Origin of the sequence: Streptomyces diacarni (assembly GCF_003323715.1) — a bacterium.
GTDB lineage: Bacteria > Actinomycetota > Actinomycetes > Streptomycetales > Streptomycetaceae > Streptomyces > Streptomyces diacarni.
On the sequence record NZ_QOIN01000047.1, the window covers coordinates 348,416 to 368,246 of the forward strand.

Genomic DNA, 19,831 nt, shown 5'->3' on the forward strand with positions numbered 1-19,831 from the left:
TCACAGCACCTCCGGCGCGAGCGAGATGATCTTCATGAACTTCTTCTCGCGCAGCTCACGACCCACGGGGCCGAAGATGCGGGTGCCGCGAGGGTCGCCGTCGTTCTTGAGGATGACGGCGGCGTTTTCGTCGAACCGGATGTACGAACCGTCCGGGCGACGGCGCTCCTTGACGGTGCGCACGATGACGGCCTTGACGATGTCGCCCTTCTTCACGTTCCCACCGGGGATCGCGTCCTTGACGGTAGCGACAATGACGTCACCGACGCCCGCGTAGCGCCGGCCCGAACCGCCGAGCACACGGATGGTGAGGATTTCCTTCGCACCCGTGTTGTCGGCGACGCGAAGCCGGGACTCCTGCTGGATCACGTCTATCTCCTGTATGTCTGCCGGTTCCCGGCAGGGGACCCCTCATCGGGCGTCCCCTGCCGAGCCTGGCGGAACGACCTGTGGACTCGGGACGAGCCCCAGGAATTACTTGGCCTTCTCGAGGATCTCGACGATGCGCCAGCGCTTCGTGGCGGACAGCGGCCGGGTCTCCATCAGGAGAACGCGGTCGCCGACACCGGCAGCGTTCTGCTCGTCGTGCGCCTTGAGCTTGTTGGTACGGCGGATGACCTTGCCGTACAGCGCGTGCGTCACGCGGTCCTCGACGGCGACGACGACGGTCTTGTCCATCTTGTCGCTGACGACCAGACCCTGCCGGGTCTTGCGGAAGCCGCGCTGCTCTGTCTTCTCAGTCACGTTCGTCTCGCTCATCAGGCGCTCTCCACCGTCTCGATGCCCAGCTCGCGCTCACGCATCAGGGTGTAGATCCGGGCGATGTCCTTGCGGACGGCCTTGAGCCGGCCGTGGTTTTCAAGCTGCCCGGTCGCCGCCTGGAAGCGGAGGTTGAACAGCTCTTCCTTGGCTTCGCGGAGCTTGGCCACAAGCTCCTCGTCGCCCAGCTCACGCAGCTCGGACGCCTTGGTTCCGGCCGCCATCACGCGTCACCTGCCTCGCGCCGCACGATGCGGCACTTCATCGGAAGCTTGTGGGCGGCGCGGGTGAGCGCCTCCTTGGCAATCTTCTCGTTCGGGTAGGACAGCTCGAACATCACGCGACCAGGCTTGACGTTCGCGACCCACCACTCCGGCGAACCCTTACCGGAACCCATGCGGGTCTCGGCGGGCTTCTTGGTGAGCGGGCGGTCCGGGTAGATGTTGATCCAGACCTTGCCGCCACGCTTGATGTGACGCGTCATGGAGATACGAGCTGCCTCGATCTGCCGGTTCGTCACGTAGGCGGCGGTGACGGCCTGGATGCCGTACTCACCGAAAGCAACCTCGGTGCCACCCTTGGCCATGCCGGTGCGCTTCGGGTGGTGCTGCTTGCGGTGCTTGACCCTGCGCGGGATCAGCATGGGTCAGCTCTCCTTTCCAGAAGCGCTCGGCTCGGCGGCAGCACCGGCGGGCGCCGCGGACTCCGCCTTGGGAGCCTCGGCCTGCTGGTTCTGCTGCGGCTTGCGGCCGCGACGCTCGCCGCCCCGACGGGGACGGTCGTTACCGCCGCCGCGCGAGGGGCGGTTGCCGGCACGGGCAGCGGCGTTCTCGGCGCGGACCTCGGAGATGTTCTTGACATCGCCCTTGTAGATCCACACCTTCACACCGATGCGGCCGAAGGTCGTCTTGGCCTCGAAGAAGCCGTAGTCGACGTTGGCGCGCAGGGTGTGCAGCGGCACCCGGCCCTCGCGGTAGAACTCCGAGCGCGACATCTCGGCACCGCCGAGACGACCGCCGCACTGGATCTTGATGCCCTTGGCACCGGCCTTCATCGCCGTCTGCATGCTCTTGCGCATGGCGCGGCGGAAGGAGACCCGGGAGGACAGCTGCTCGGCGACCGCCTGGGCCACGAGCTGCGCGTCCGTCTCGGGGTTCTTCACCTCGAGGATGTTGAACTGGATCTGCTTGCCGGTCAGCTTCTCCAGGTTGCCGCGCAGGCGGTCGGCCTCGGCGCCGCGGCGGCCGATGACGATGCCGGGACGGGCGGTGTGGACGTCGACGCGGACGCGGTCACGCGTGCGCTCGATCTCCACCTTGGAGATGCCGGCCCGCTCCATGCCCTGCGTGAGCATGCGGCGGATCGCGACGTCTTCCTTGACGTAGTCCTTGTAGAGCTTGTCGGCGTACCAACGCGACTTGAAGTCGGTGGTCACACCGAGCCGGAACCCGTGCGGGTTTACCTTCTGGCCCATTACCGGGTTCCTTCCTTGCTGCTCACGACCACGGTGATGTGGCTCGTCCGCTTACGGATCCGGTAGGCACGGCCCTGGGCGCGCGGCCGGAACCGCTTCAGGGTCGGGCCCTCGTCGACGTAGGCCTCGGAGATGTAGAGGCTGTCGGCGTCCGTGTGGTCGTAGTTGTGCGCGGCGTTGGCGATGGCGCTGTCCAGCACCTTGCCGACCGGCACGCTGGCGGCCTGCGGGGCGAAACGCAGGACCGCCTGAGCCTCCGTGGCGTCGAGGCCACGGACAAGGTCCACCACCCGGCGGGCCTTCATGGGCGTGACGCGCACATAGCGCGCGGAGGCCCTGGCTTCCATGGTTGTCCCTTCGGTGTCAGTCATGATCTACACACCCCGCCCGTCAACGACGACGCGACTTGCGGTCGTCCTTGACGTGGCCGCGGAAGGTGCGGGTCGGCGCGAACTCGCCGAGCTTGTGGCCGACCATCGACTCGGTGACGAACACCGGGACGTGCTTGCGGCCGTCGTGCACCGCGATCGTGTGGCCCAGCATCGCCGGGACGATCATCGAGCGGCGAGACCAGGTCTTGATGACGTTCTTGGTGCCCGCGTCGTTCTGGGTGTCCACCTTCTTCACAAGGTGGTCGTCGACGAAAGGCCCCTTCTTGAGACTGCGCGGCATCTAAAACCCGCCTCCTAGCGCTTCTTGTTCGTCTTGCGGCGGCGGACGATGTACTTGTTGCTGGCCTTCTTCGGCGAGCGCGTACGGCCCTCCTTCTGACCCCACGGCGAAACCGGGTGGCGGCCACCGGAGGTACGACCCTCACCACCACCGTGCGGGTGGTCGATCGGGTTCATGACCACACCGCGGACGGTCGGGCGAACGCCCTTCCACCGCATACGGCCGGCCTTGCCCCAGTTGATGTTCGACTGCTCGGCGTTGCCGACCTCGCCGACAGTGGCGCGGCAGCGGGCGTCGACCAGGCGGATCTCACCGGACGGCATGCGCAGGTGGGCCATGCGGCCCTCCTTCGCCAGCAACTGCACCGAAGCACCGGCGGAGCGCGCGAACTTGGCGCCGCCGCCCGGGTTCAGCTCGATCGCGTGGATCGTCGTACCGACCGGGATGTAGCGCAGCGGCAGGTTGTTGCCCGGCTTGATGTCGGCGCCCTGGCCGTTCTCGATCCGGTCGCCCTGCTGGATGCCGCGGGGGGCGAGGATGTAGCGCTTCTCGCCGTCCACGTAGTGCAGCAGCGCGATGCGCGCGGTGCGGTTCGGGTCGTACTCGATGTGCGCGACCTTGGCCGGCACGCCGTCCTTGTCGTGCCGACGGAAGTCGATCACGCGGTAGGCGCGCTTGTGGCCACCACCCTGGTGGCGTGCGGTCACACGGCCGGCGTTGTTACGGCCGCCCTTGCTGTGCAGCGGGCGGACCAGCGACTTCTCCGGCGTGTCCCGCGTGATCTCGACGAAGTCGGCGACGCTGGCGCCACGACGGCCAGGAGTCGTCGGCTTGTACTTGCGGATACCCATTTCTCAGTCCTCGGAATATTCCGGACTTCAGAACGTCCCCGCCTCCGTCAGGAGGCCGGGCCGCCGAAGATGTCGATACGGTCGCCCTCGGCGAGGGTCACGATGGCGCGCTTGGTGTCGGCGCGCTTGCCGTAACCGGTGCGGGTGCGCTTGCGCTTGCCCTGACGGTTGATCGTGTTGACGCCGGCGACCTTGACCGAGAAGACCTCTTCCACGGCCTGCTTGATCTGGGTCTTGTTCGCCCGCGGGTCGACGATGAACGTGTACTTGTTCTCGTCCAGCAGCGCGTAGCTCTTCTCCGAGACGACCGGCCGCAGGAGCAGGTCGCGCGGGTCGGAGAACGTCTTGCTCGGCTCGGCCGGCGCGAGCTCGCCCGGGCCCTCGGCCGCGCGACGGGCGGCCTTGGCGACGCGGGCGGCCTTCGCGGCCTTCGCTGCCTTGGAGGCGATGCTCGGGTGTCGCGTAGCCATCAGGCGTCGCTCCCTTCGGTGTGGGCCTTCGGGCCAGCAACGAAGGACTCCAGCGCGGCCTGGGTGAAGACCACGTCGTCGGAGACGAGCACGTCGTAGGTGTTGAGCTGGCCCGGCTCCAGGATGTGCACCTGGGGCAGGTTGCGGGCGGACAGCCAGGTCTGCTCGTCACTGCGCTCGGCGACGAGCAGCACGTGCTTGCGCTCGCTGACCTTGCCCAGCAGCGTCTTGGCCGCCTTGGTGGAGGCCACGCCGTCGGCGCTGTCGACCACGCCGGAGACGACGTGGACGCGGCTGTGGCGGGCCCGGTCGGAGAGCGCACCGCGCAGGGCGGCGGCCTTCATCTTCTTCGGGGTCCGCTGCGCGTAGTCCCGCGGGACGGGACCGTGCACGACGCCACCGCCGGCGAACTGCGGAGCGCGGGTCGAACCCTGACGGGCGCGGCCTGTGCCCTTCTGGCGGTACGGCTTCTTGCCACCGCCGCGGACCTCGCCGCGCGTCTTGGTCTTGTGCGTGCCCTGGCGGGCAGCGGCCAGCTGGGCGACGACGACCTGGTGGATCAGCGGAACGCTGACCTGCGCGTCGAAGATCTCCGCGGGGAGCTCGACGGTCCCGGTCTTGTCGCCGGCCGGCGAAAGGATGTCAATGGTGCTCATCGGTTCCTCAAGCCCCCTTGGCCGCGGTACGGACCAGGACGAGGCCGCCGTTCGGACCGGGAACTGCGCCCTTGATGAGCAGCAGGCCCTTCTCCGCGTCAACGGCGTGGACGGTCAGGTTCTGGGTGGTGACCCGCTCGTTGCCCATCCGGCCGGCCATGCGGGTGCCCTTGAAGACACGGCCCGGGGTGGCGCAGCCACCGATGGCGCCCGGCTTGCGGTGGTTGCGGTGCGCACCGTGCGAGGCGCGGGCACCGTGGAAGCCGTGGCGCTTCATGCCGCCGGCGAAGCCCTTGCCCTTCGACTTGCCGGTCACGTCGACCTTGACGCCGGACTCGAAGGTGTCCGCGCCCAGCTCCTGGCCGAGGGTGTACTCGGCGGAGTCGTTGGTGCGGATCTCCACGAGGTGGCGACGGGGAGTGACGTCGGCCTTGGCGAAGTGGCCCTTGAGGGGCTTGTTCACCTTGCGCGGGTCGATCTCGCCGAAGGCGATCTGGACGGCCTCGTAGCCGTCCCTGTCTGCGGTGCGGACCTGGGTCACGACGTTCGGCCCGGCCTTGACGACGGTCACGGGCACGACGCGGTTGTTGTCGTCCCAGACCTGGGTCATGCCGAGCTTCTCGCCCAGGACGCCCTTGATCTGCTTAGCCATCTTCTACGACACCCCTCAGAGCTTGATCTCGATGTCGACGCCGGCCGGGAGGTCCAGGCGCATCAGCGAGTCAACGGTCTTGGGGGTCGGGTCGAGGATGTCGATCAGACGCTTGTGGGTACGCATCTCGAAGTGCTCGCGCGCGTCCTTGTACTTGTGCGGCGACTTGATGACGCAGTACACGTTCTTCTCTGTGGGCAGCGGCACCGGGCCGGCGACCGACGCGCCAGTACGCGTCACCGTCTCGACGATCTTCTTCGCCGAGTTGTCGATGACCTCGTGGTCGTAGGCCTTGAGCCTGATGCGGATCTTCTGTCCCGCCATGGCTACTTCGTAGTCCTGTCTCTCGTCACGCTCTGGAACCCCGTGGGTTTCCCGTCCCGCTTCCACTTCCGACCCACGCGGTCGGGCGTGTCGGCTTGCTTCTCGTACGTCCGCCGTACGCAGGCGTACGACTCCGCAGGGGATCCGCGCCGGGCGCCGCGGCGAACCGCAGCGGACCCTCGAAGGTCCCGCAAAAGGAAGAAGCCGGGGGGAGAAACCCACCGGGTGCCTGGCTGGAAGCCCCTCCTGCGCTTCCCGGAAGATTCCCGTACTTCCGCCCCTGATGAGGGGCGACGAATACCTGGGACTCGCTTCCAGTCCTCCCGGCGGGAGGCGCGCAGCATCGGCACTCAACCGAGCAACCTGGACAGTGTGCCACAGCGGGATTGGCGCTGGCCAATCCGGGCATTATCACGGGTCGGCCCCCACACGCCCGCTGCCCCGCCGTCGGCGATCCGCCCCGCCCGCTCGCCGCGGCCCCGGGCCCCTCCACCCCGTCGTACCGCCGTGATCAGCGACGATGGCCTTGTCCGCGCACCGACGGTCACGCGTATCGTGGTGACTGCTCACGCAACGGACATACCGGTGGCGAACGAGGTGGGGGATGGAGCTTCCGGACGAGATCGCCGCGACGCGTGCCGGAACGGGTGACCCCGCCGCACTGGTGGGCGAGTTCCGTCGCACGGCCGTGCTGGTGCCCACTGTAAGCCCTGCGGGCGGCGCAGGACCGCTGGACGCCGGACCGCCCGACGTGGGGCCGCCCGACGAGGGGCGGCTCGACGGAGACCGGCTGATGTCGGCCGGTTACGGAGGCGTCCGCTGGATCTTCGCGTTCACCGACGAGGCGGCGCTGGCCCGCTTCACCGAGGAGCGCGCGGCAGCACGGGAGGGCGCGCCCGGCCGCCACGGCGAGCCGGCGGCCGGGGAACCGTGGACTTACGTCTCCGTCCTCGGCGCACGCCTCCTCGACGCGGTGATCCCCGCGCTGGGCGGCCCCGCCGGGGTGGCGGTCAACGCCGCGGACGGGGACGGCTCCATGCTCTTCCCGCCCGTACGGGGCATCGTGCCCGACGGGGTGGCCGTCGACACCGACACCCGCCCCGGCACCGGCCCCGGCCCCGGCCCCGGCGGGGAGGGCGCCTGATGGGCGACGGCAACGGCGGCGACGGCGTCAACTGGAACAAGGAGTCCCTCGACCTGATCGAGAAGGGGCTCAAGGGCGCCATCGACGAGCTGAAGGAGTCCGGCGGCGGCGCCACCGACGCGCTCCAGGGCTCGGGGTTCGAGGAACTCTCCCTCACCGGCATGGAGATGGGCCACCACGGCCTCTCGGTCGACTTCGAGGACTTCTGCGAGAAGTGGGAGTGGGGCGTGCGCGCCCTCGTGCAGAACGCCAACGCGCTGGCCCAGAAGCTGGGCCTGTCGGCGGGGATGGCCTACGAGGAGGACCAGTACGCGGCCGGGGCGCTCAAGGTCGGCCTGAACTCCCTGACCGGGAACCCGCACGCGACCGAGGAAGAGGTCGTCCAGCAGGGCTGGGGGGACATCGTCACGCCGGACGCGCCCGACTACAGCGGGGAGTCCTGGGAGAAGGCCGGCCACGACATCAAACAGGACTGGCAGGACACCGGCCGGGAGCTGACCACCAAGGGGCGCGGTGGCATGTACATGGACGCCGCCCAGGAGGTCACCGGCGTCAGCGACGAGCAGCTCGCCGCCCAGCAGGACGAGTACTTCGGTCCCTCCCCCGAGGAGCGGGCGGCGGCACAGCAGCGTGCGCAGGGCGGCACACAGGGGGGCCAGGGCTGATGGGCTGGGATCTGATACCGGACTCCTGGGAGGACAAGGCCGAGCAGGTCACCGAGAAGATCGGCGACGGCGCGGAGAGCTTCGGCAACTGGACCGCCGACCGGATGGACGACGTCGGCTGGGAGAGCGGCGCCGACTGGACGCGCGACAAGTCCCGCTCGGTCGCCAACACGCTCGGCGCGGAGACCGACGAGCTCCAGCTCGACCAGACCGACGACCCCAAGCGGCTCGTCTACGGCAGCCCCAGCACGATCCGCTCCACGGCCGGGCACCTCAAGGACTTCAAGACAGCCTTCACCAACGTGGCGAACGGCTTGAAGAAGCTGCCCAAGGGCTCGCTGAAGGGGAAGGCCGCGGAAGCCTTCTGGGACAAGGTCGGTCTCGAGCCGGCGAAGTGGGTCAAGGCCGCCGACGCCTGCGAGAAGGCCGCCGGAGCGCTGGAGGACTTCGCCGGGACCGTGGAGTGGGCCCAGAAGCAGGCCGGCGAGGCCGTCAAGAAGTACAAGGACGACAAGAAGGACGACGCCGAGGACCAGCTGAGAGAGGCCCGCTCCCAGCGCAACACGGCGGCCGGGCGGGCCCAGACCGCCGTCAAGGCCGCCCGCGACGCGGCCCCACCCAAGCCCGACTACTCGGAACAGGCCATGGACGGCCTGGAGGGCCTGAAACTGGACGCCGTCCACGTCTCCGGCGGCATCGTCAAGGGCACGGCAGGCCTCGTCAACTTCGCCCGCAGCGTCAACCCCACCGACCCCTACAACATCACCCACCCCGCCGAGTACGTCACCAACCTCAACTCGACGGTGACGGGCATCATGCGCGCCGCCAACGACCCCGTCGGCACCGGCAAGGCCATGCTGGAGGGCTTCAAGAAGGACCCCGCGGAGGGCCTCGGCCGCCTCATCCCCGAACTGCTCGGCACCAAGGGCGTCGGCGCGGCGACGAAGGCGGGACGGGCGGGGAAGGTGGCGGCGGACGCGCGGAGGGCCGCCAAAACCAAGGGCCCCGCCAACAGCGCCACCCCTCCGAAGGAGAAGTGCGCCAACGGCACCGACCCCGTCGACCTGGCGACAGGACTGATGTTCCTGCCGCAGACGGACCTGGAGCTCCCGGGCGCGCTGCCGCTCGCCTTCACGCGTCACGTCGAGTCCGGCTACCGGCTCGGCCGCTGGTTCGGGCCGTCCTGGGCTTCGACCGTGGACCAGCGCCTGGAGATCGACACCGAGGGCGTCGTCTTCGTCGCCGAGGACGGCCGCCTGCTGACGTTCCCGCACCCGGCGCCGGGCCTGCCCACCCTGCCGTCAGCGGGGTCGTCCCGCATGCCGCTGGAGCGCACCCCGGACGGCGGTTACACACTGACGGAACCGGACACGGGGCGGGTCCGGCACTTCGCCCCGCCGGAGGCCGGACCTGATTCCGGCCAGGACGGTACCGCTCGGATCGAGCAGATCACGGACAGGAACGGCCACAGCATCACGTTCGAGTACGACGCCCAGACGGGCGCGCCCGGGCGCTTGGTCCACGACGGCGGTTACGTGGTGGAGCTGACGGTCGAGGGCGACAGGATCACCGCACTGTCCGTCGTCGGTGCGGATGCCGAGACGACGGTGCTGCGCTACGGCTACACCGACGGCAACCTCACGGAGGTCCTCGACTCATCCGGCGTACCGCTTGAGTTCGAGTACGACGAGGAACAGCGCGTCGTGTCCTGGACCGACACCAACGACCGCCGCTACGACTACGTCTACGACAACCTGCACCGGGTCATCGCGGAGGGCGGCACCGCGGGCCACATGCAGGTCCGCATCGACTACGACGGTGTGGACGAGGCGACGGGACACAAGGTCACGACGGTTTCGACCTCTGCTGGGCACGCAACGCGTCACCTGTTCGACGAGCGAGGCCGGACAGTCGGCGAGATCGACCCACTGGGACATCGCACACGGACGGAGCGGGACGCGTATAACCGCCCGTTGTCCCACACGGACGCGGTAGGCCGCACGACGACCTTCACGTACGACGAGGCGGGCCGGGTCGCTGCGGTAACCCGACCCGACGGCACGAGGCTCGCGGCCACCCACAACACTATGGGCCTACCCGTCCGGACGACCGGCCCCGACGGCGCCGTCTGGCACCAGGAGTGGGACGCGGACGGCAACCGCACGGCGCTGACCGACCCCGCGGGCCACACGACACGGTTCACGTACGACGGGCGCGGTCACCTGGCCGCGGTCACGGACGCACTCGGAGCCACGACGCGGGTCCACTGCGACGCCGCAGGACTCCCGGTGGAGATCACCGACCCCCTGGGCGCGAGGACCCGCTACGAGCGGGACGCGTTCGGCCGCCCGGTCGCGGTCATCGACCCCCTCGGCGCCCGGACGGAGCTGACCTGGACGCCCGAAGGCCGCCTGTCCTCCCGAACGACCGCCGACGGCGCGAGCGAACGCTGGGAGTGGGACGGCGAGGGCAACTGCACCCGCCACATCGACGCGGCGGGCGGCGAGACCCGCTACGAGTACACCCACTTCGACATGCTGGACGCCCGCACGGGCCCGGACGGCGTGCGCTACGAGTTCGCCTACGACGCCGAACTGCGCATGACCCGGGTCACCAACCCGCAGGGCCTGACCTGGGACTACACCTACGACCCCGCGGGCCGCCTCGTCGCGGAGACGGACTTCGACGACCGCACACAGCGGTACCAGCTGGACGACGCTGGGAACCTCGTCCGCCGTACGACGCCGCTGGGCGAGGAGATCACCTACGAGCGGGACGCGCTCGGCCGTACGCTCCGCAAGGACGCGGCGGGCGCGGTGACGACGTACGCGTACGACCCGGCGGGCCGCCTGATCGAAGCCGTCGGCCCCGACACGGAGCTGCGCTACCAGCGCGACAAACTGGGCCGCGTCAAGACGGAGCTGGTCAACGGCCGCGCGCTCACGCACACCTACGACCCGCTGGGCCGCCGCACGCGCCGCGTCACCCCGACCGGCGCCGTCTCCACCAGCGCGTACGACGCGGCGGGCAACCGCACCTCCCTGACGGCGTCCGGCCACACGCTCGACTTCACGCACGACGCGGCGGGCCGCGAGACGGAACGCCGCATCGGGGCGGACGGCCTCACCCTCTCCCAGGTCTGGGACCCGGCGGGCCGCCTGACCGCGCAGTCCCTGACCGCGCGGTCCCCGGCCGCTGGGCCGGTCGTCCAGCACAGGGAGTACACCTACCGCCCTGACGGTTACCTGACGGAGGTCGACGACCTCCTCTCCGGCCGCACCACCTACGACCTGAACGAGATCGGCCGCGTCACCGCCGTCCACGCCCGCGGCTGGACCGAGCGGTACGCCTACGACGAGGCGGGCAACCAGACCGAAGCCACCTGGCCCACCACCCACGCGGCGCCCGAAGCCATCGGCCCCCGCCGCTACGAGGGCACCCGGATCACGTCGGCCGGCAAGGTCCGCTACGAACACGACGACGCGGGCCGCATCACCCTCCGCCAGAAGGCCCGCCTCTCCAAGAAGCCGGACACCTGGCACTACACGTGGGACGCGGAGGACCGCCTCACCGAGGCCACCACCCCGGACGGCACGGTGTGGCGCTACGCGTACGACCCCCTGGGCCGCCGCGTCGCCAAACACCGCATGGCGGGCGAGGAGCGCGCGGAGACCGTCACCTTCACCTGGGACGGCCCCACCCTCATCGAACAGACCACGACCGCGCCCGCCCTCCCCCACCCCGTCACCCTCACCTGGAACCACGCGGGCTTCACGCCCCTGACCCAGACGGAACGCCTCACCGCCGAGGCGACCCAGCAGGAGATCGACTCCCGCTTCTACGCCATCGTCACCGACCTCGTCGGCACCCCGACGGAACTCGTCTCCGAGACGGGCGAGATCGCCTGGCGCACCCGCTCCACCCTGTGGGGCACCACCACCTGGCACACAGAGAGCACGGCCTACACCCCACTCCGCTTCCCCGGCCAGTACTACGACCCCGAAACCGGCCTGCACTACAACTACTTCCGGTACTACGACCCGGAGACGGCGCGGTACGTGTCCCCGGATCAACTCGGGCTCGCGGGAGCTCCCCACCCCGCCACGTACGTCCACGCACCGCTCGTTCGGACAGACCCACTCGGGCTGGCTCCTGTTGACGGATGTCCCAAGGGCGGGGAGCCCGACGTGGGAAGCGTCGACTCGCTACTCGACAACCTCGATGATGACGTGGTCTTCCACTACTCGAACAGGGCTGGATACGAGGGGATATTGGACTCGGGAACTGTCCGGGCGGACGCAAAGGGACGGGCGTATGTCACACAGGAGTTGGTGTCCTCAGGAGACGTGAGTAACGTCCTGTTCGCCGGGAACCCGGCATACGCGGGCAGGGGAGAATACATGATGGCCATAAGGACGCCCGAGGGCACCCTTCTCCGTGTTGGCGAGCAACCGAACGAGCTCATCCATCAAGGTTCGCTCCGTTTCCGCCCTGAGGACGTAATCTACGCAGGGCCCAACCCATTCGGCTAAGGACAGAGATGGAAATTGACTTCTCGGTGAGTGAGCTGGAAGTGCTCTCGGCAGCGCTGACACGTCTGAAGTTCGAGGATCCGCCCTCAGAGCCATTCTTCGGTAGCCACTATTTCGCCGCCGCCCATGATCGGATTCTGCGATCGATCATCACGGCAAGCAGAGAGAAAGGAGACTTGGGTCGGGCCGCACGGTGGGAGAAGTGGCGTGACTGGCAAGGGCGTGAATACGAGCGGACTCTGATTTTTCATTACGCGACGGCCCTGACAGCCTGGCCGACATGGAGCGACGAGGAAAAGGTGGAGTTCTTGAGGGTCTGCGCAGCCCCGTTCACCCCCGGCGAGGCCGACCTGAACTCGCTCCGCGAGGAGATCGATTCCTCTCCGCAAGCCCGAACCGAGGGCGAGCCGAACCAATGAACGACACAAAGAGAGGTCAGTCCCCGACAACGCCTCACCTGAACCCGTCGATCACTCTTCCGCGATCAGTAGAAGAAAGCGTGGCCATGGAGCGGTCAGGTCACCCTCTACGGTTCCTCTTCTTCTGGGGTAACCGGCGGGAAACTGACGGCAGCGTCGGACGCGGGTGCCTCAGCCAGTGGTGGGAAAGTGCGTTCTCGGCGGATGGGTACACATTCCGTTCGTCAGAGCACTACATGATGGCCCACAAGGCGTGGCTGTTCGAGGACCACGAGACGGCTGAGAACATCCTGGAAGCACGCCACCCTGGCGAGGCCAAGAAGCTTGGCCGAGTGGTTGAAGGCTTCGATGAATACACCTGGGAAAAGCATCGGTACGAAATTGTACTACGCGGAAGTATTGCCAAGTTCTCGGCAGATGCAGAGATGCGGGAATTCCTGCTGAGAACTCGAAACCGTGTGCTGGTCGAAGCGAGTCCGCTCGACCGGATCTGGGGCATCGGTTTGGCCAGAACGGACGAACGCGCATCGTCACCCGCCTCGTGGCAAGGGCTCAACCTGCTGGGATTCGCCCTCATGGAGGCCCGAGAAGCGCTTGCAGGTGAGTGAACGCGGCACCGCACAGCATATCCGTGGCCGATCCAGGACCATATGCGGCATGGACGCTGACGAATCCGAGAGGTATGAAGCGCTCCGCCAGCTGGCCGAGGCGCTGAAGACGCCCTCGCCCTTGCGGTTTGATCCCCCCACTCCCCACCTCACTTCGTGAGCCCCACTCGCTGCACGGCGTCCGCGTCGCCGGCATCCCGGGCAGCGTGCGACTCGTTGCCGGCGGGGGCGAGAAGGTGAGCACGCTCAGGGGGCAGCACCCCTCGCGTGCCTGCGCTACACCGAACGGTGAGGCCCCCGGCCCGGCCGACCCTCTACCGGCACGACCAACGACGCCGCATACCGCGAAAGTTGGGGGCACTGTCGAACCAGTGAGGGATGACGGCGAGGTACGACCGTCATAGCCTCCGGGAGGAGGGGGATGCAGATGACCGATAACGCCTATCAAGAGGCACAACGCACTGTGCAGCGCATACAGCGCCTGTCGGACGACTGCTGGCACGCGCTGGACGCGTCGTGCCGGAGCATGGACGACGACGCGTGGGTCGGGCCTGTCGCCCGGCGCTTCCATGACGCCGTACGTGCCGACCAGCGCACGTTGCAGGCCCAGCTGACCAAGGCCGTGCAGGACGCACAGGCGAAGCTCGCGACCATGCCGGGCAAGCCATGAGTTTCCCCGCGGGCGACCCCAACTTCTCCGGTGCCAAGACGCCGGCCTTCGACACCCTGGTGAGCGGCCACGCCCGCGCCGCGTTTCTGCTCGAACAGCTCGCGGGGGACCTGTGGGAGGAGCTGACCAGGATGCGCGTCGACCCGTCGCCCGCGTTGCGCATCCGTACGCTCGCCGAGCGTGCCCGCAGCCAGGCGTCGGAGTTGCAGACGCGTCAGAGCCGGGTGCACCACATGCAGCGGACGAAGACGGGCGCGAAACTGTGCACCGTCGAGGGCACGTTCTGGGAGTTGTCCGAGTCGCCCACGCCCACACCGCAGCCGGGCGAGCCTGCCCCCACCGATCCGGCGAAGCTCTCCATAGAGTTGTCGGAAGCCAATCTGCTGCCCCGCGCCGGCCGGCTGCGCCCCGACGGTACGCCGTTCTCCCCCGAGGAGGACGCGGTGTTGAGCTGGATAGACGTGCACCGGGCAAGCATCATCGCGGAAGCCCGGAAGTGGAACGTCTCCCCCCAGGCGATCGCCGCCGCCATCGCCTGGGAGGCCATGAAGAACGTGAAGCACATTCCGGCCGACATGCTCGCCGGAACAGGGGTCGGCACGGCGGTGCCGAACGCGTCGTTCGGGCCGGGAAAGGTCCATGTCGACTTCCCGCTCGTCCAGCAGATCGAGGACCGGGGCTACCTGCCGCGCAGAAGCGTTCCGGAGCGCGAGAAGCTGCTCAGCACCGATGAGGGGTCGATCCAGTACATCGCCGCCATCATGGGCGCGTACTCGAAGGTCACGGAGGACGGCTGGAAAGGCCCCGAGCGGTACAGCATCCGCTACAACGTGCCGATGCTCACCCAGCTGTACCAGGGCAGCGACCTCAAACAGTGGGAACAGAACCTGGGCACGAGGCAGAAGGAAGGCAACTGGCGTACACCCCAAATCGGCAATCCGATGGCGGAGTGGGCCAGCAGGAACGAGGAGTTCCTCAACGCCGCTCTGCCCAAGGACCCCTGGAAGGTGAACCCCACGCCCGCGAAGCCGGTGCGGCCACCCGACCCTTCTGTGCCCCCGTTGCGCCCGGTCACACCGGCGCCGAGGAACCCGCCCAGCCCCACCCCCTCGGGGAACGGCTGACGGGGTCGCCTCAGCGTGTGACGGCGTGTGTGACGAAGGCCGACCAGGCGTCGGGGGCGACGGCGAGCGCGGGACCCGTCACGTCCTTCGAGTCACGGACGTGCACCCGCCCCGGCGCGGCCGCGACCTCGACGCAGTCGGGTCCGTCGTTACTGCTGTAGCTGCTCTTGATCCAAGCAAGACCGGTGTCTGCCTCTGGGGCACGCTTCGTCATCCTGTCTCTCCCAGCAGCTTCTCGATGAATGCCAACGACTCACGGGGATTGAGCGCCTGCGATCGGATCATCCCATACCTCATCTCGAGGACCTGAACCTCTTTGGGGTCCGCAATCAGGCGGCTCGTGAGCTGGGCCTCCGAGAGTCCCAGCGTCTTACCGTCCTGCAACTTCAGCACTCGGTGCTCGCCTGCCATGCCCGCGTGCTCTTCGCACTCGGTCGGCATCACCTGAATCTCTACGTGCCGCCATCGCCCCACCTCCAGAAGGTGCTCAAGTTGCCGCCGGAACACCGGCCGGCCGCCGAGCGGCCTCCGCAACGTCACCTCTTCCTGCACGAAGGTAAGCGTCGGCGCGGGCTGTCGCTCGAACATGCTTTGGCGAGCCAGGCGGGCTGTCACATGGCGATCGATCTCCTCCTCGCTGTACGCCGGGCGCCGCATCGCGAACAGCGCTCGGGCGTACTCCTCCGTCTGCAAGAGCCCGTCGATGTTGTGGTCGCCATAGGCGCCGCGCTCCACCACCTGGGCCTCCAACTTGGCCAAGTCCCGCACCTTTTTCGGGTATCGCGCCTGCTGGACGTCCTCCTTCATCGCGGAGAGCTTGCCGCCCGCGCCGAGTACCGTGTCGGCGTTGTCGAGGAACTCCGGCTTCGGAAGCCGTTTGCACCGCTCGACGGCGGAGATCATCTCCTCCCCGTATCCGATGGCGGCGCCCAACTCCGCCTGGGTGAGGTCCGCCGCCTCGCGCCACAGTCTGATCTGGCGGCTGACCGCCCGCATCACCGCGCTGGATTCGTCGTCCCCCGGGTCGGGTCCGTCCCATTCGTCGCTGCCGTTCTCCGTCATGCGCGTCCGCCTTTTCGCATTCTGTTGCGCAGCACCGTAGGCGCGCCGCGCTTCTCCCTGTCACAAAATGCGGAAAGGCGGCCTGGTCACGGCGTACTGCCCGTACTGTTCGCTGCCGCACCCGGACAAACGGCGGCCGTTCAGCTGCCGACACTGTCGCTCGTGTCCCCGCGCAATCACGCTGGGTGACATGAGTGACGAGACGCACGCCGACGGCATGCACTTGACCGTCCTGTTGTCCTGCACGCGGCGCGGGGCGCGCCTGGCGCGGCTACTGACCGTCGCGGAGTTGGCCTCGCGGGGGTTGCCGACGGACACCGCCGCGCATGTCGTCGGTGAACTGGCCGCCAACGCGGCGCTGCACGGGCGGGTGCCGGGGCGCAGCTTCCGGTTGAGGGCCAGTTGTCCTGTGCCCGGCTCGCTCCGCATCGAAGTGACCGACGCGCTGGGCGAGCGGGCCCCGCGCCTGGCGACACTGCCCGTGGGCCCCGATGCGGAGTCGGGGCGCGGCCTGCTCCTCGTCGAAGCGCTGGCCGAGCGGTGGGGCGTCACACACGGGCCGTTTCCCTGCAAGACGGTCTGGGCGGAGGTCGCCCTGGTCGGCGTTTCTCCCCCGCGCCGACTCGTGGAAGCCCCGTACGGTCGGCGCACCAACTGCCCCTGACGCCACAACCTTTGACGCTTCCGGGCCGTCTGGGTCTTCGACTTCGGAGCTCCGGGTCCGCAGTCGGAACAGGCCTCAGCAGTCAGCAGAAGAGGACACCGCATGCGTCAGCGCACACTCGTCACAGCAGCGACCCTGACGGCTCTCGCGGCCGGCGGTCTCGTGGTCCCCCTGGCGGCGGCCGGACCCGCGGCAGCCGGGCCCGCGGCAGCCGAGCCCGCGGCAGCCGGGCCCGCGGCAGCCACCACCCCTTCCCCCCAGGACGAGAAGACCGCGCGCGAGGACTTCAACGGGGACGGCTACGCCGACGTGGCCATCGGCGTGCCGGAGGCCGGCGGGAAGGCGGGGGCCGTGGTGGTGACGTACGGGTCGGCGTCCGGGGTCTCCCCGTCCCGTTCGGTGCGCGTCACGCAGGACACCGCCGGTGTGCCGGGGGTGGCGGAGGCGGGTGACCAGTTCGGGGAGAACGTCACCAGCGGCGATGTGAACCACGACGGGTACGCCGATCTGATCGTCGGCGCGCCGCACGAGAAGGTCGACGGCAAGCCGGACGGCAGCCTTTCGATCGTCTGGGGCGGCGCCAAGGGGCTCACGAGCGGCGGCATCGCGCTGGGCGCTCCCACCGCCGAGGACCGGAACTTCGGTGAGGGCGCTTCCTTCAGCGATCTCGACGGGGACGGTACCGCGCAGCTCCAGGTCGTCAGCGGGCGCCACTTCTGGTGGTACTCGGAGGTGCCGCCCCAGGGGGACGGCAGCGACGTGCCGCTGCCTTTGGAGGACGACTTCCTCCCCGATGACGTGCAGCTGGACGGTGTCGCCGCGGGCCACTTCTCGGGCGGTTCGGGTAACGGCAACAGCGACTACGTCGTGTACGGCAAGCGCGGGAGCGGCGACGGGGCGGGCGGGGGCGGGGGCGACTATCTGGCGACGTTCCGCGGCGGTCCCGGCGACATCGGCTACCACCACGACGTCCTGTCCGACGGCGGCGCCGGGACGACGCGGTCGGTCGCGGCCGGCGACATCGACAAGGACGGCGCGACCGACCTGGTCACCGGCGAGCAGGCGGGTGGCGACGGGTCGGGCTCGGTCACCGTCTGGTGGGGCGCGCCGGGCGGTCTGGGGACCGGCCGGGAGCCCGTCGGCTACGACCAGACCGACGCGGGGGTCCCCGGCACCGCCGAGGACGGCGACCGCTTCGGCGCCGATGTGTCCGTGGGCGACGTGACCGGTGACGGTTACGCGGACATCGCCGTGGGCGTCCCCTCGGAGGTCGTACGCGGCACCGACGCGGGCGCCGTCGTCCTCCTCAAGGGCTCAGCCGACGGGGTGTCCGCCACCGGGGCGCAGCTGTTCCACCAGGAGACCACCGGCGTCCCCGGTGCCGCGGAGGACGGCGACCGCTTCGGCTCCGGCGTGCATCTCGCGGACATCGACGGCGACGGCAGGGCGGACCTGTTCGCCGCGGCCGAGGGCGAGGACATCGGGACAGTGACGGACGCGGGCGCGGTCTGGGTCCTGCGCGGCGCCTCGTCGGGCCTGACGACGTCAGGGGTCGCCTCGTTCGACGCCACCGACTTCGGCTTCACCGGCGCTGCCGGCCTGCGCTTCGGCGAGGTCTTCGACCACTGACGCGCCCCGCGGCGCCAGCGCAGGGGCGCGGGGAACTGCGCGACCAGCCGCCACCCACCCGCGGCCCGCGCGCCACGGACAGGGGCACCCCGGCCCCGGTACAAGCGCGGGGCGCGGGTCAGCGCACGTCCCGGCTGTCACCGTCCGGGTTGTCCGGGTCGATGTGCCAGCTCAGGATCCGCGTGGGGCGGACGCGGATGATGTCCTGGGGCCAGGCGGGGTTCACGGGCGGGATGTCCGCCCGTGTGGCCTCGGCCAGGCCCCGGATCTCCACACCGCGGCCCATACCGGGCTTGACCTGGCCGGGCTCGTTCGGGGTCAGGTCGTCCACGACGAAGCTCACCCGCGGGTTGCGCAGCACGTTCCGGTAGCGCTGCGTGCGGGCGAGCCACGGGCCGCCGAGGTCGATGGTGCCGTCGCCGTTGAGGCGGAAGCCGAGGGGACGGGCCTGCGGGGTGCCGTCGGGGCCGACCGTCGCGAGGCGGCCGAGCATCTGTCCGTTCAGGTAGGTGCGTTCGACGTCGGTGAGGGGCACTGATCAGCTCCTGTCGGGCCGGCCGCGTCGCGGCGGAGGGGGCACCGGGATCGGTACGTCGGCACCAGACTGGGACGTGAACCGCACGTGAAGTCAACCGCGAACCACCCGTTCTCCTCCGCCGCAGCGGATCCGGCCGCCGTGGGGCCGGCTACCCGGCAGCCGTCACCGCGTGGGGAGCCCGTGAGGTGGGGGAGCCCGGCACGGGCTCTCCCACGTCGGCCCCGACGCCCACTTCCCGGTTCTCGGCGTCCACGTGGACCACGCGGGGCGCCAGTGCCCGTGCCTCGGCGTCGTCCACCTGGGCGTAGCTGATCACGATGACCAGGTCCCCGGGGTGGACGAGGTGGGCAGCGGCTCCGTTGATGCCGAGGACGCCGCTGGAGCGCTCGCCTTCGATGACGTAGGTCTCCAGGCGGGCGCCGTTGGTGATGTCGACGATGTGGACGAGTTCGCCGGGCAGCAGGTCGGCGGCCGTCATCAGGTCGGCGTCGATGGTCACCGAGCCGACGTAGTGCAGGTCGGCCTGGGTGACCGTGGCCCGGTGGATCTTGGACTTGAACATGGTGCGCAGCATCGCGTCACTCCGGAATGTGTGCTCCCTGCCCGTCACGCGGGTCAAGGGCGTTCCATCAGGTCGCTCGAGACTACTACGCGGCCCCGAAGGGAGGTCGAGAGCAGCAACCAGCGTCTCCGGGAAGTAACCAGCGTCTCCAGGAAATGAAGAGAAGGCGCCCCTCTCGGCTCCGAGGGGCCCGCGCCCGTTCCGCGCCCCGTTCCGCGCCGCCCTCGCGGCCGCCCCAGCGGTCATCCCCTCCTCACCCGCCCCCTGATCGGCCCGCGTTCTGCAACAACGTTGCGTAAATGCCCAGTTGGCGAGGGACGTGGCGAACATGCCATGAACACGCCATGCTTGCGTCG

25 protein-coding genes are annotated in these 19,831 nt (G+C 69.2%); 9 read left to right on the forward strand and 16 right to left on the reverse strand.

Annotation, left to right across the window (positions count from 1 at the left end; translation table 11 throughout):
- The 12 genes from rplN to rpsJ form a co-directional block, all read right to left on the reverse strand.
- Positions 1-369, reverse strand: coding sequence for a 50S ribosomal protein L14 (rplN, locus tag DTL70_RS20800; protein WP_027738919.1), 369 nt, complete (start codon positions 367-369; stop codon positions 1-3).
- 105 nt (positions 370-474) lie between these two features.
- Positions 475-759: a 30S ribosomal protein S17 gene (gene rpsQ / locus DTL70_RS20805; protein ID WP_114023474.1), complete on the reverse strand. Its 285-nt coding sequence runs from the start codon at positions 757-759 to the stop codon at positions 475-477.
- On the reverse strand, positions 759-983 hold the full coding sequence (gene rpmC, locus DTL70_RS20810; protein ID WP_114015367.1) for a 50S ribosomal protein L29: 225 nt from the start codon (positions 981-983) through the stop codon (positions 759-761). The genes rpsQ and rpmC overlap by 1 nt, the downstream gene beginning before the upstream one ends.
- Complete coding sequence (gene rplP, locus DTL70_RS20815) at positions 983-1,402, reverse strand: 50S ribosomal protein L16 (RefSeq protein ID WP_114015366.1); 420 nt, start codon at positions 1,400-1,402, stop codon at positions 983-985. Before rplP ends, rpmC begins: the two co-directional genes overlap by 1 nt.
- Before the next feature lie 3 nt (positions 1,403-1,405).
- Positions 1,406-2,233, reverse strand: a complete 828-nt coding sequence (gene rpsC / locus DTL70_RS20820) for a 30S ribosomal protein S3 (RefSeq protein ID WP_114023475.1) — start codon at positions 2,231-2,233, stop codon at positions 1,406-1,408.
- Positions 2,233-2,580, reverse strand: coding sequence for a 50S ribosomal protein L22 (gene rplV, locus DTL70_RS20825; RefSeq protein WP_114015364.1), 348 nt, complete (start codon positions 2,578-2,580; stop codon positions 2,233-2,235). The genes rpsC and rplV overlap by 1 nt, the downstream gene beginning before the upstream one ends.
- 43 nt (positions 2,581-2,623) lie before the next feature.
- Positions 2,624-2,905, reverse strand: a complete 282-nt coding sequence (gene rpsS / locus DTL70_RS20830) for a 30S ribosomal protein S19 (RefSeq protein WP_114023476.1) — start codon at positions 2,903-2,905, stop codon at positions 2,624-2,626.
- 14 nt (positions 2,906-2,919) lie between these two features.
- Positions 2,920-3,756 carry a 50S ribosomal protein L2 gene (gene rplB / locus DTL70_RS20835; RefSeq protein ID WP_114023477.1) on the reverse strand — a complete coding sequence of 279 codons (837 nt, stop codon included), beginning with the start codon at positions 3,754-3,756 and terminating at the stop codon, positions 2,920-2,922.
- 47 nt (positions 3,757-3,803) lie between these two features.
- Positions 3,804-4,226, reverse strand: coding sequence for a 50S ribosomal protein L23 (gene rplW, locus DTL70_RS20840; protein WP_114023478.1), 423 nt, complete (start codon positions 4,224-4,226; stop codon positions 3,804-3,806).
- Positions 4,226-4,882, reverse strand: a complete 657-nt coding sequence (rplD, locus tag DTL70_RS20845) for a 50S ribosomal protein L4 (protein WP_114023479.1) — start codon at positions 4,880-4,882, stop codon at positions 4,226-4,228. The genes rplW and rplD overlap by 1 nt, the downstream gene beginning before the upstream one ends.
- Before the next feature lie 7 nt (positions 4,883-4,889).
- A complete protein-coding gene (gene rplC / locus DTL70_RS20850) occupies positions 4,890-5,534 on the reverse strand; it encodes a 50S ribosomal protein L3 (RefSeq protein WP_114015360.1) in 645 nt (214 codons plus the stop codon).
- 15 nt (positions 5,535-5,549) lie between these two features.
- Positions 5,550-5,858, reverse strand: coding sequence for a 30S ribosomal protein S10 (gene rpsJ, locus DTL70_RS20855; RefSeq protein ID WP_016909683.1), 309 nt, complete (start codon positions 5,856-5,858; stop codon positions 5,550-5,552).
- A gap of 604 nt (positions 5,859-6,462) precedes the next feature.
- Between rpsJ and DTL70_RS20860 the strand changes: the two genes are divergently transcribed.
- The 7 genes from DTL70_RS20860 to DTL70_RS20890 all read left to right on the forward strand — a co-directional run bounded on the left by DTL70_RS20860 (position 6,463) and on the right by DTL70_RS20890 (position 15,020).
- The gene (locus DTL70_RS20860; protein ID WP_114023480.1) at positions 6,463-7,002 is read left to right on the forward strand and encodes a hypothetical protein; all 540 of its coding nucleotides are present in this window, start codon (positions 6,463-6,465) and stop codon (positions 7,000-7,002) included.
- A complete protein-coding gene (locus DTL70_RS20865; protein ID WP_114023481.1) occupies positions 7,002-7,667 on the forward strand; it encodes a hypothetical protein in 666 nt (221 codons plus the stop codon). The genes DTL70_RS20860 and DTL70_RS20865 overlap by 1 nt, the downstream gene beginning before the upstream one ends.
- Complete coding sequence (locus DTL70_RS20870; RefSeq protein ID WP_114023482.1) at positions 7,667-12,199, forward strand: putative T7SS-secreted protein; 4,533 nt, start codon at positions 7,667-7,669, stop codon at positions 12,197-12,199. The genes DTL70_RS20865 and DTL70_RS20870 overlap by 1 nt, the downstream gene beginning before the upstream one ends.
- Positions 12,200-12,207: 8 nt before the next feature.
- Positions 12,208-12,618, forward strand: coding sequence for a hypothetical protein (locus DTL70_RS20875; protein WP_114023483.1), 411 nt, complete (start codon positions 12,208-12,210; stop codon positions 12,616-12,618).
- A gap of 86 nt (positions 12,619-12,704) precedes the next feature.
- Positions 12,705-13,226 carry a riboflavin biosynthesis intermediates N-glycosidase gene (locus DTL70_RS20880; RefSeq protein WP_114023484.1) on the forward strand — a complete coding sequence of 174 codons (522 nt, stop codon included), beginning with the start codon at positions 12,705-12,707 and terminating at the stop codon, positions 13,224-13,226.
- A 421-nt stretch (positions 13,227-13,647) separates the two neighbouring features.
- Entirely contained in the window at positions 13,648-13,896 is a 249-nt protein-coding gene (locus DTL70_RS20885; protein WP_114023485.1) for a hypothetical protein, read from the forward strand.
- Positions 13,893-15,020 carry a hypothetical protein gene (locus DTL70_RS20890; RefSeq protein ID WP_114023486.1) on the forward strand — a complete coding sequence of 376 codons (1,128 nt, stop codon included), beginning with the start codon at positions 13,893-13,895 and terminating at the stop codon, positions 15,018-15,020. Before DTL70_RS20885 ends, DTL70_RS20890 begins: the two co-directional genes overlap by 4 nt.
- A 10-nt stretch (positions 15,021-15,030) precedes the next feature.
- On the opposite strand, the gene DTL70_RS20895 is transcribed toward DTL70_RS20890, so the two are convergent.
- Positions 15,031-15,234, reverse strand: coding sequence for a DUF397 domain-containing protein (locus DTL70_RS20895; RefSeq protein ID WP_114023487.1), 204 nt, complete (start codon positions 15,232-15,234; stop codon positions 15,031-15,033).
- Entirely contained in the window at positions 15,231-16,082 is an 852-nt protein-coding gene (locus DTL70_RS20900; RefSeq protein ID WP_114023488.1) for a helix-turn-helix domain-containing protein, read from the reverse strand. The genes DTL70_RS20895 and DTL70_RS20900 overlap by 4 nt, the downstream gene beginning before the upstream one ends.
- A 190-nt stretch (positions 16,083-16,272) precedes the next feature.
- Between DTL70_RS20900 and DTL70_RS20905 the strand changes: the two genes are divergently transcribed.
- Both DTL70_RS20905 and DTL70_RS20910 read left to right on the forward strand, forming a co-directional pair.
- Positions 16,273-16,746 carry an ATP-binding protein gene (locus tag DTL70_RS20905; protein WP_114023489.1) on the forward strand — a complete coding sequence of 158 codons (474 nt, stop codon included), beginning with the start codon at positions 16,273-16,275 and terminating at the stop codon, positions 16,744-16,746.
- A gap of 102 nt (positions 16,747-16,848) precedes the next feature.
- Complete coding sequence (locus DTL70_RS20910; protein WP_114023490.1) at positions 16,849-18,375, forward strand: FG-GAP-like repeat-containing protein; 1,527 nt, start codon at positions 16,849-16,851, stop codon at positions 18,373-18,375.
- A 118-nt stretch (positions 18,376-18,493) separates the two neighbouring features.
- Here the strand turns inward: DTL70_RS20910 and DTL70_RS20915 are convergent, their stop codons facing one another.
- Together DTL70_RS20915 and panD are read right to left on the reverse strand one after the other, a co-directional pair.
- Positions 18,494-18,910: a PPOX class F420-dependent oxidoreductase gene (locus DTL70_RS20915; RefSeq protein ID WP_114023491.1), complete on the reverse strand. Its 417-nt coding sequence runs from the start codon at positions 18,908-18,910 to the stop codon at positions 18,494-18,496.
- 151 nt (positions 18,911-19,061) lie between these two features.
- On the reverse strand, positions 19,062-19,487 hold the full coding sequence (panD, locus tag DTL70_RS20920) for an aspartate 1-decarboxylase (protein WP_114023492.1): 426 nt from the start codon (positions 19,485-19,487) through the stop codon (positions 19,062-19,064).
- Positions 19,488-19,831: the final 344 nt, after the last annotated feature.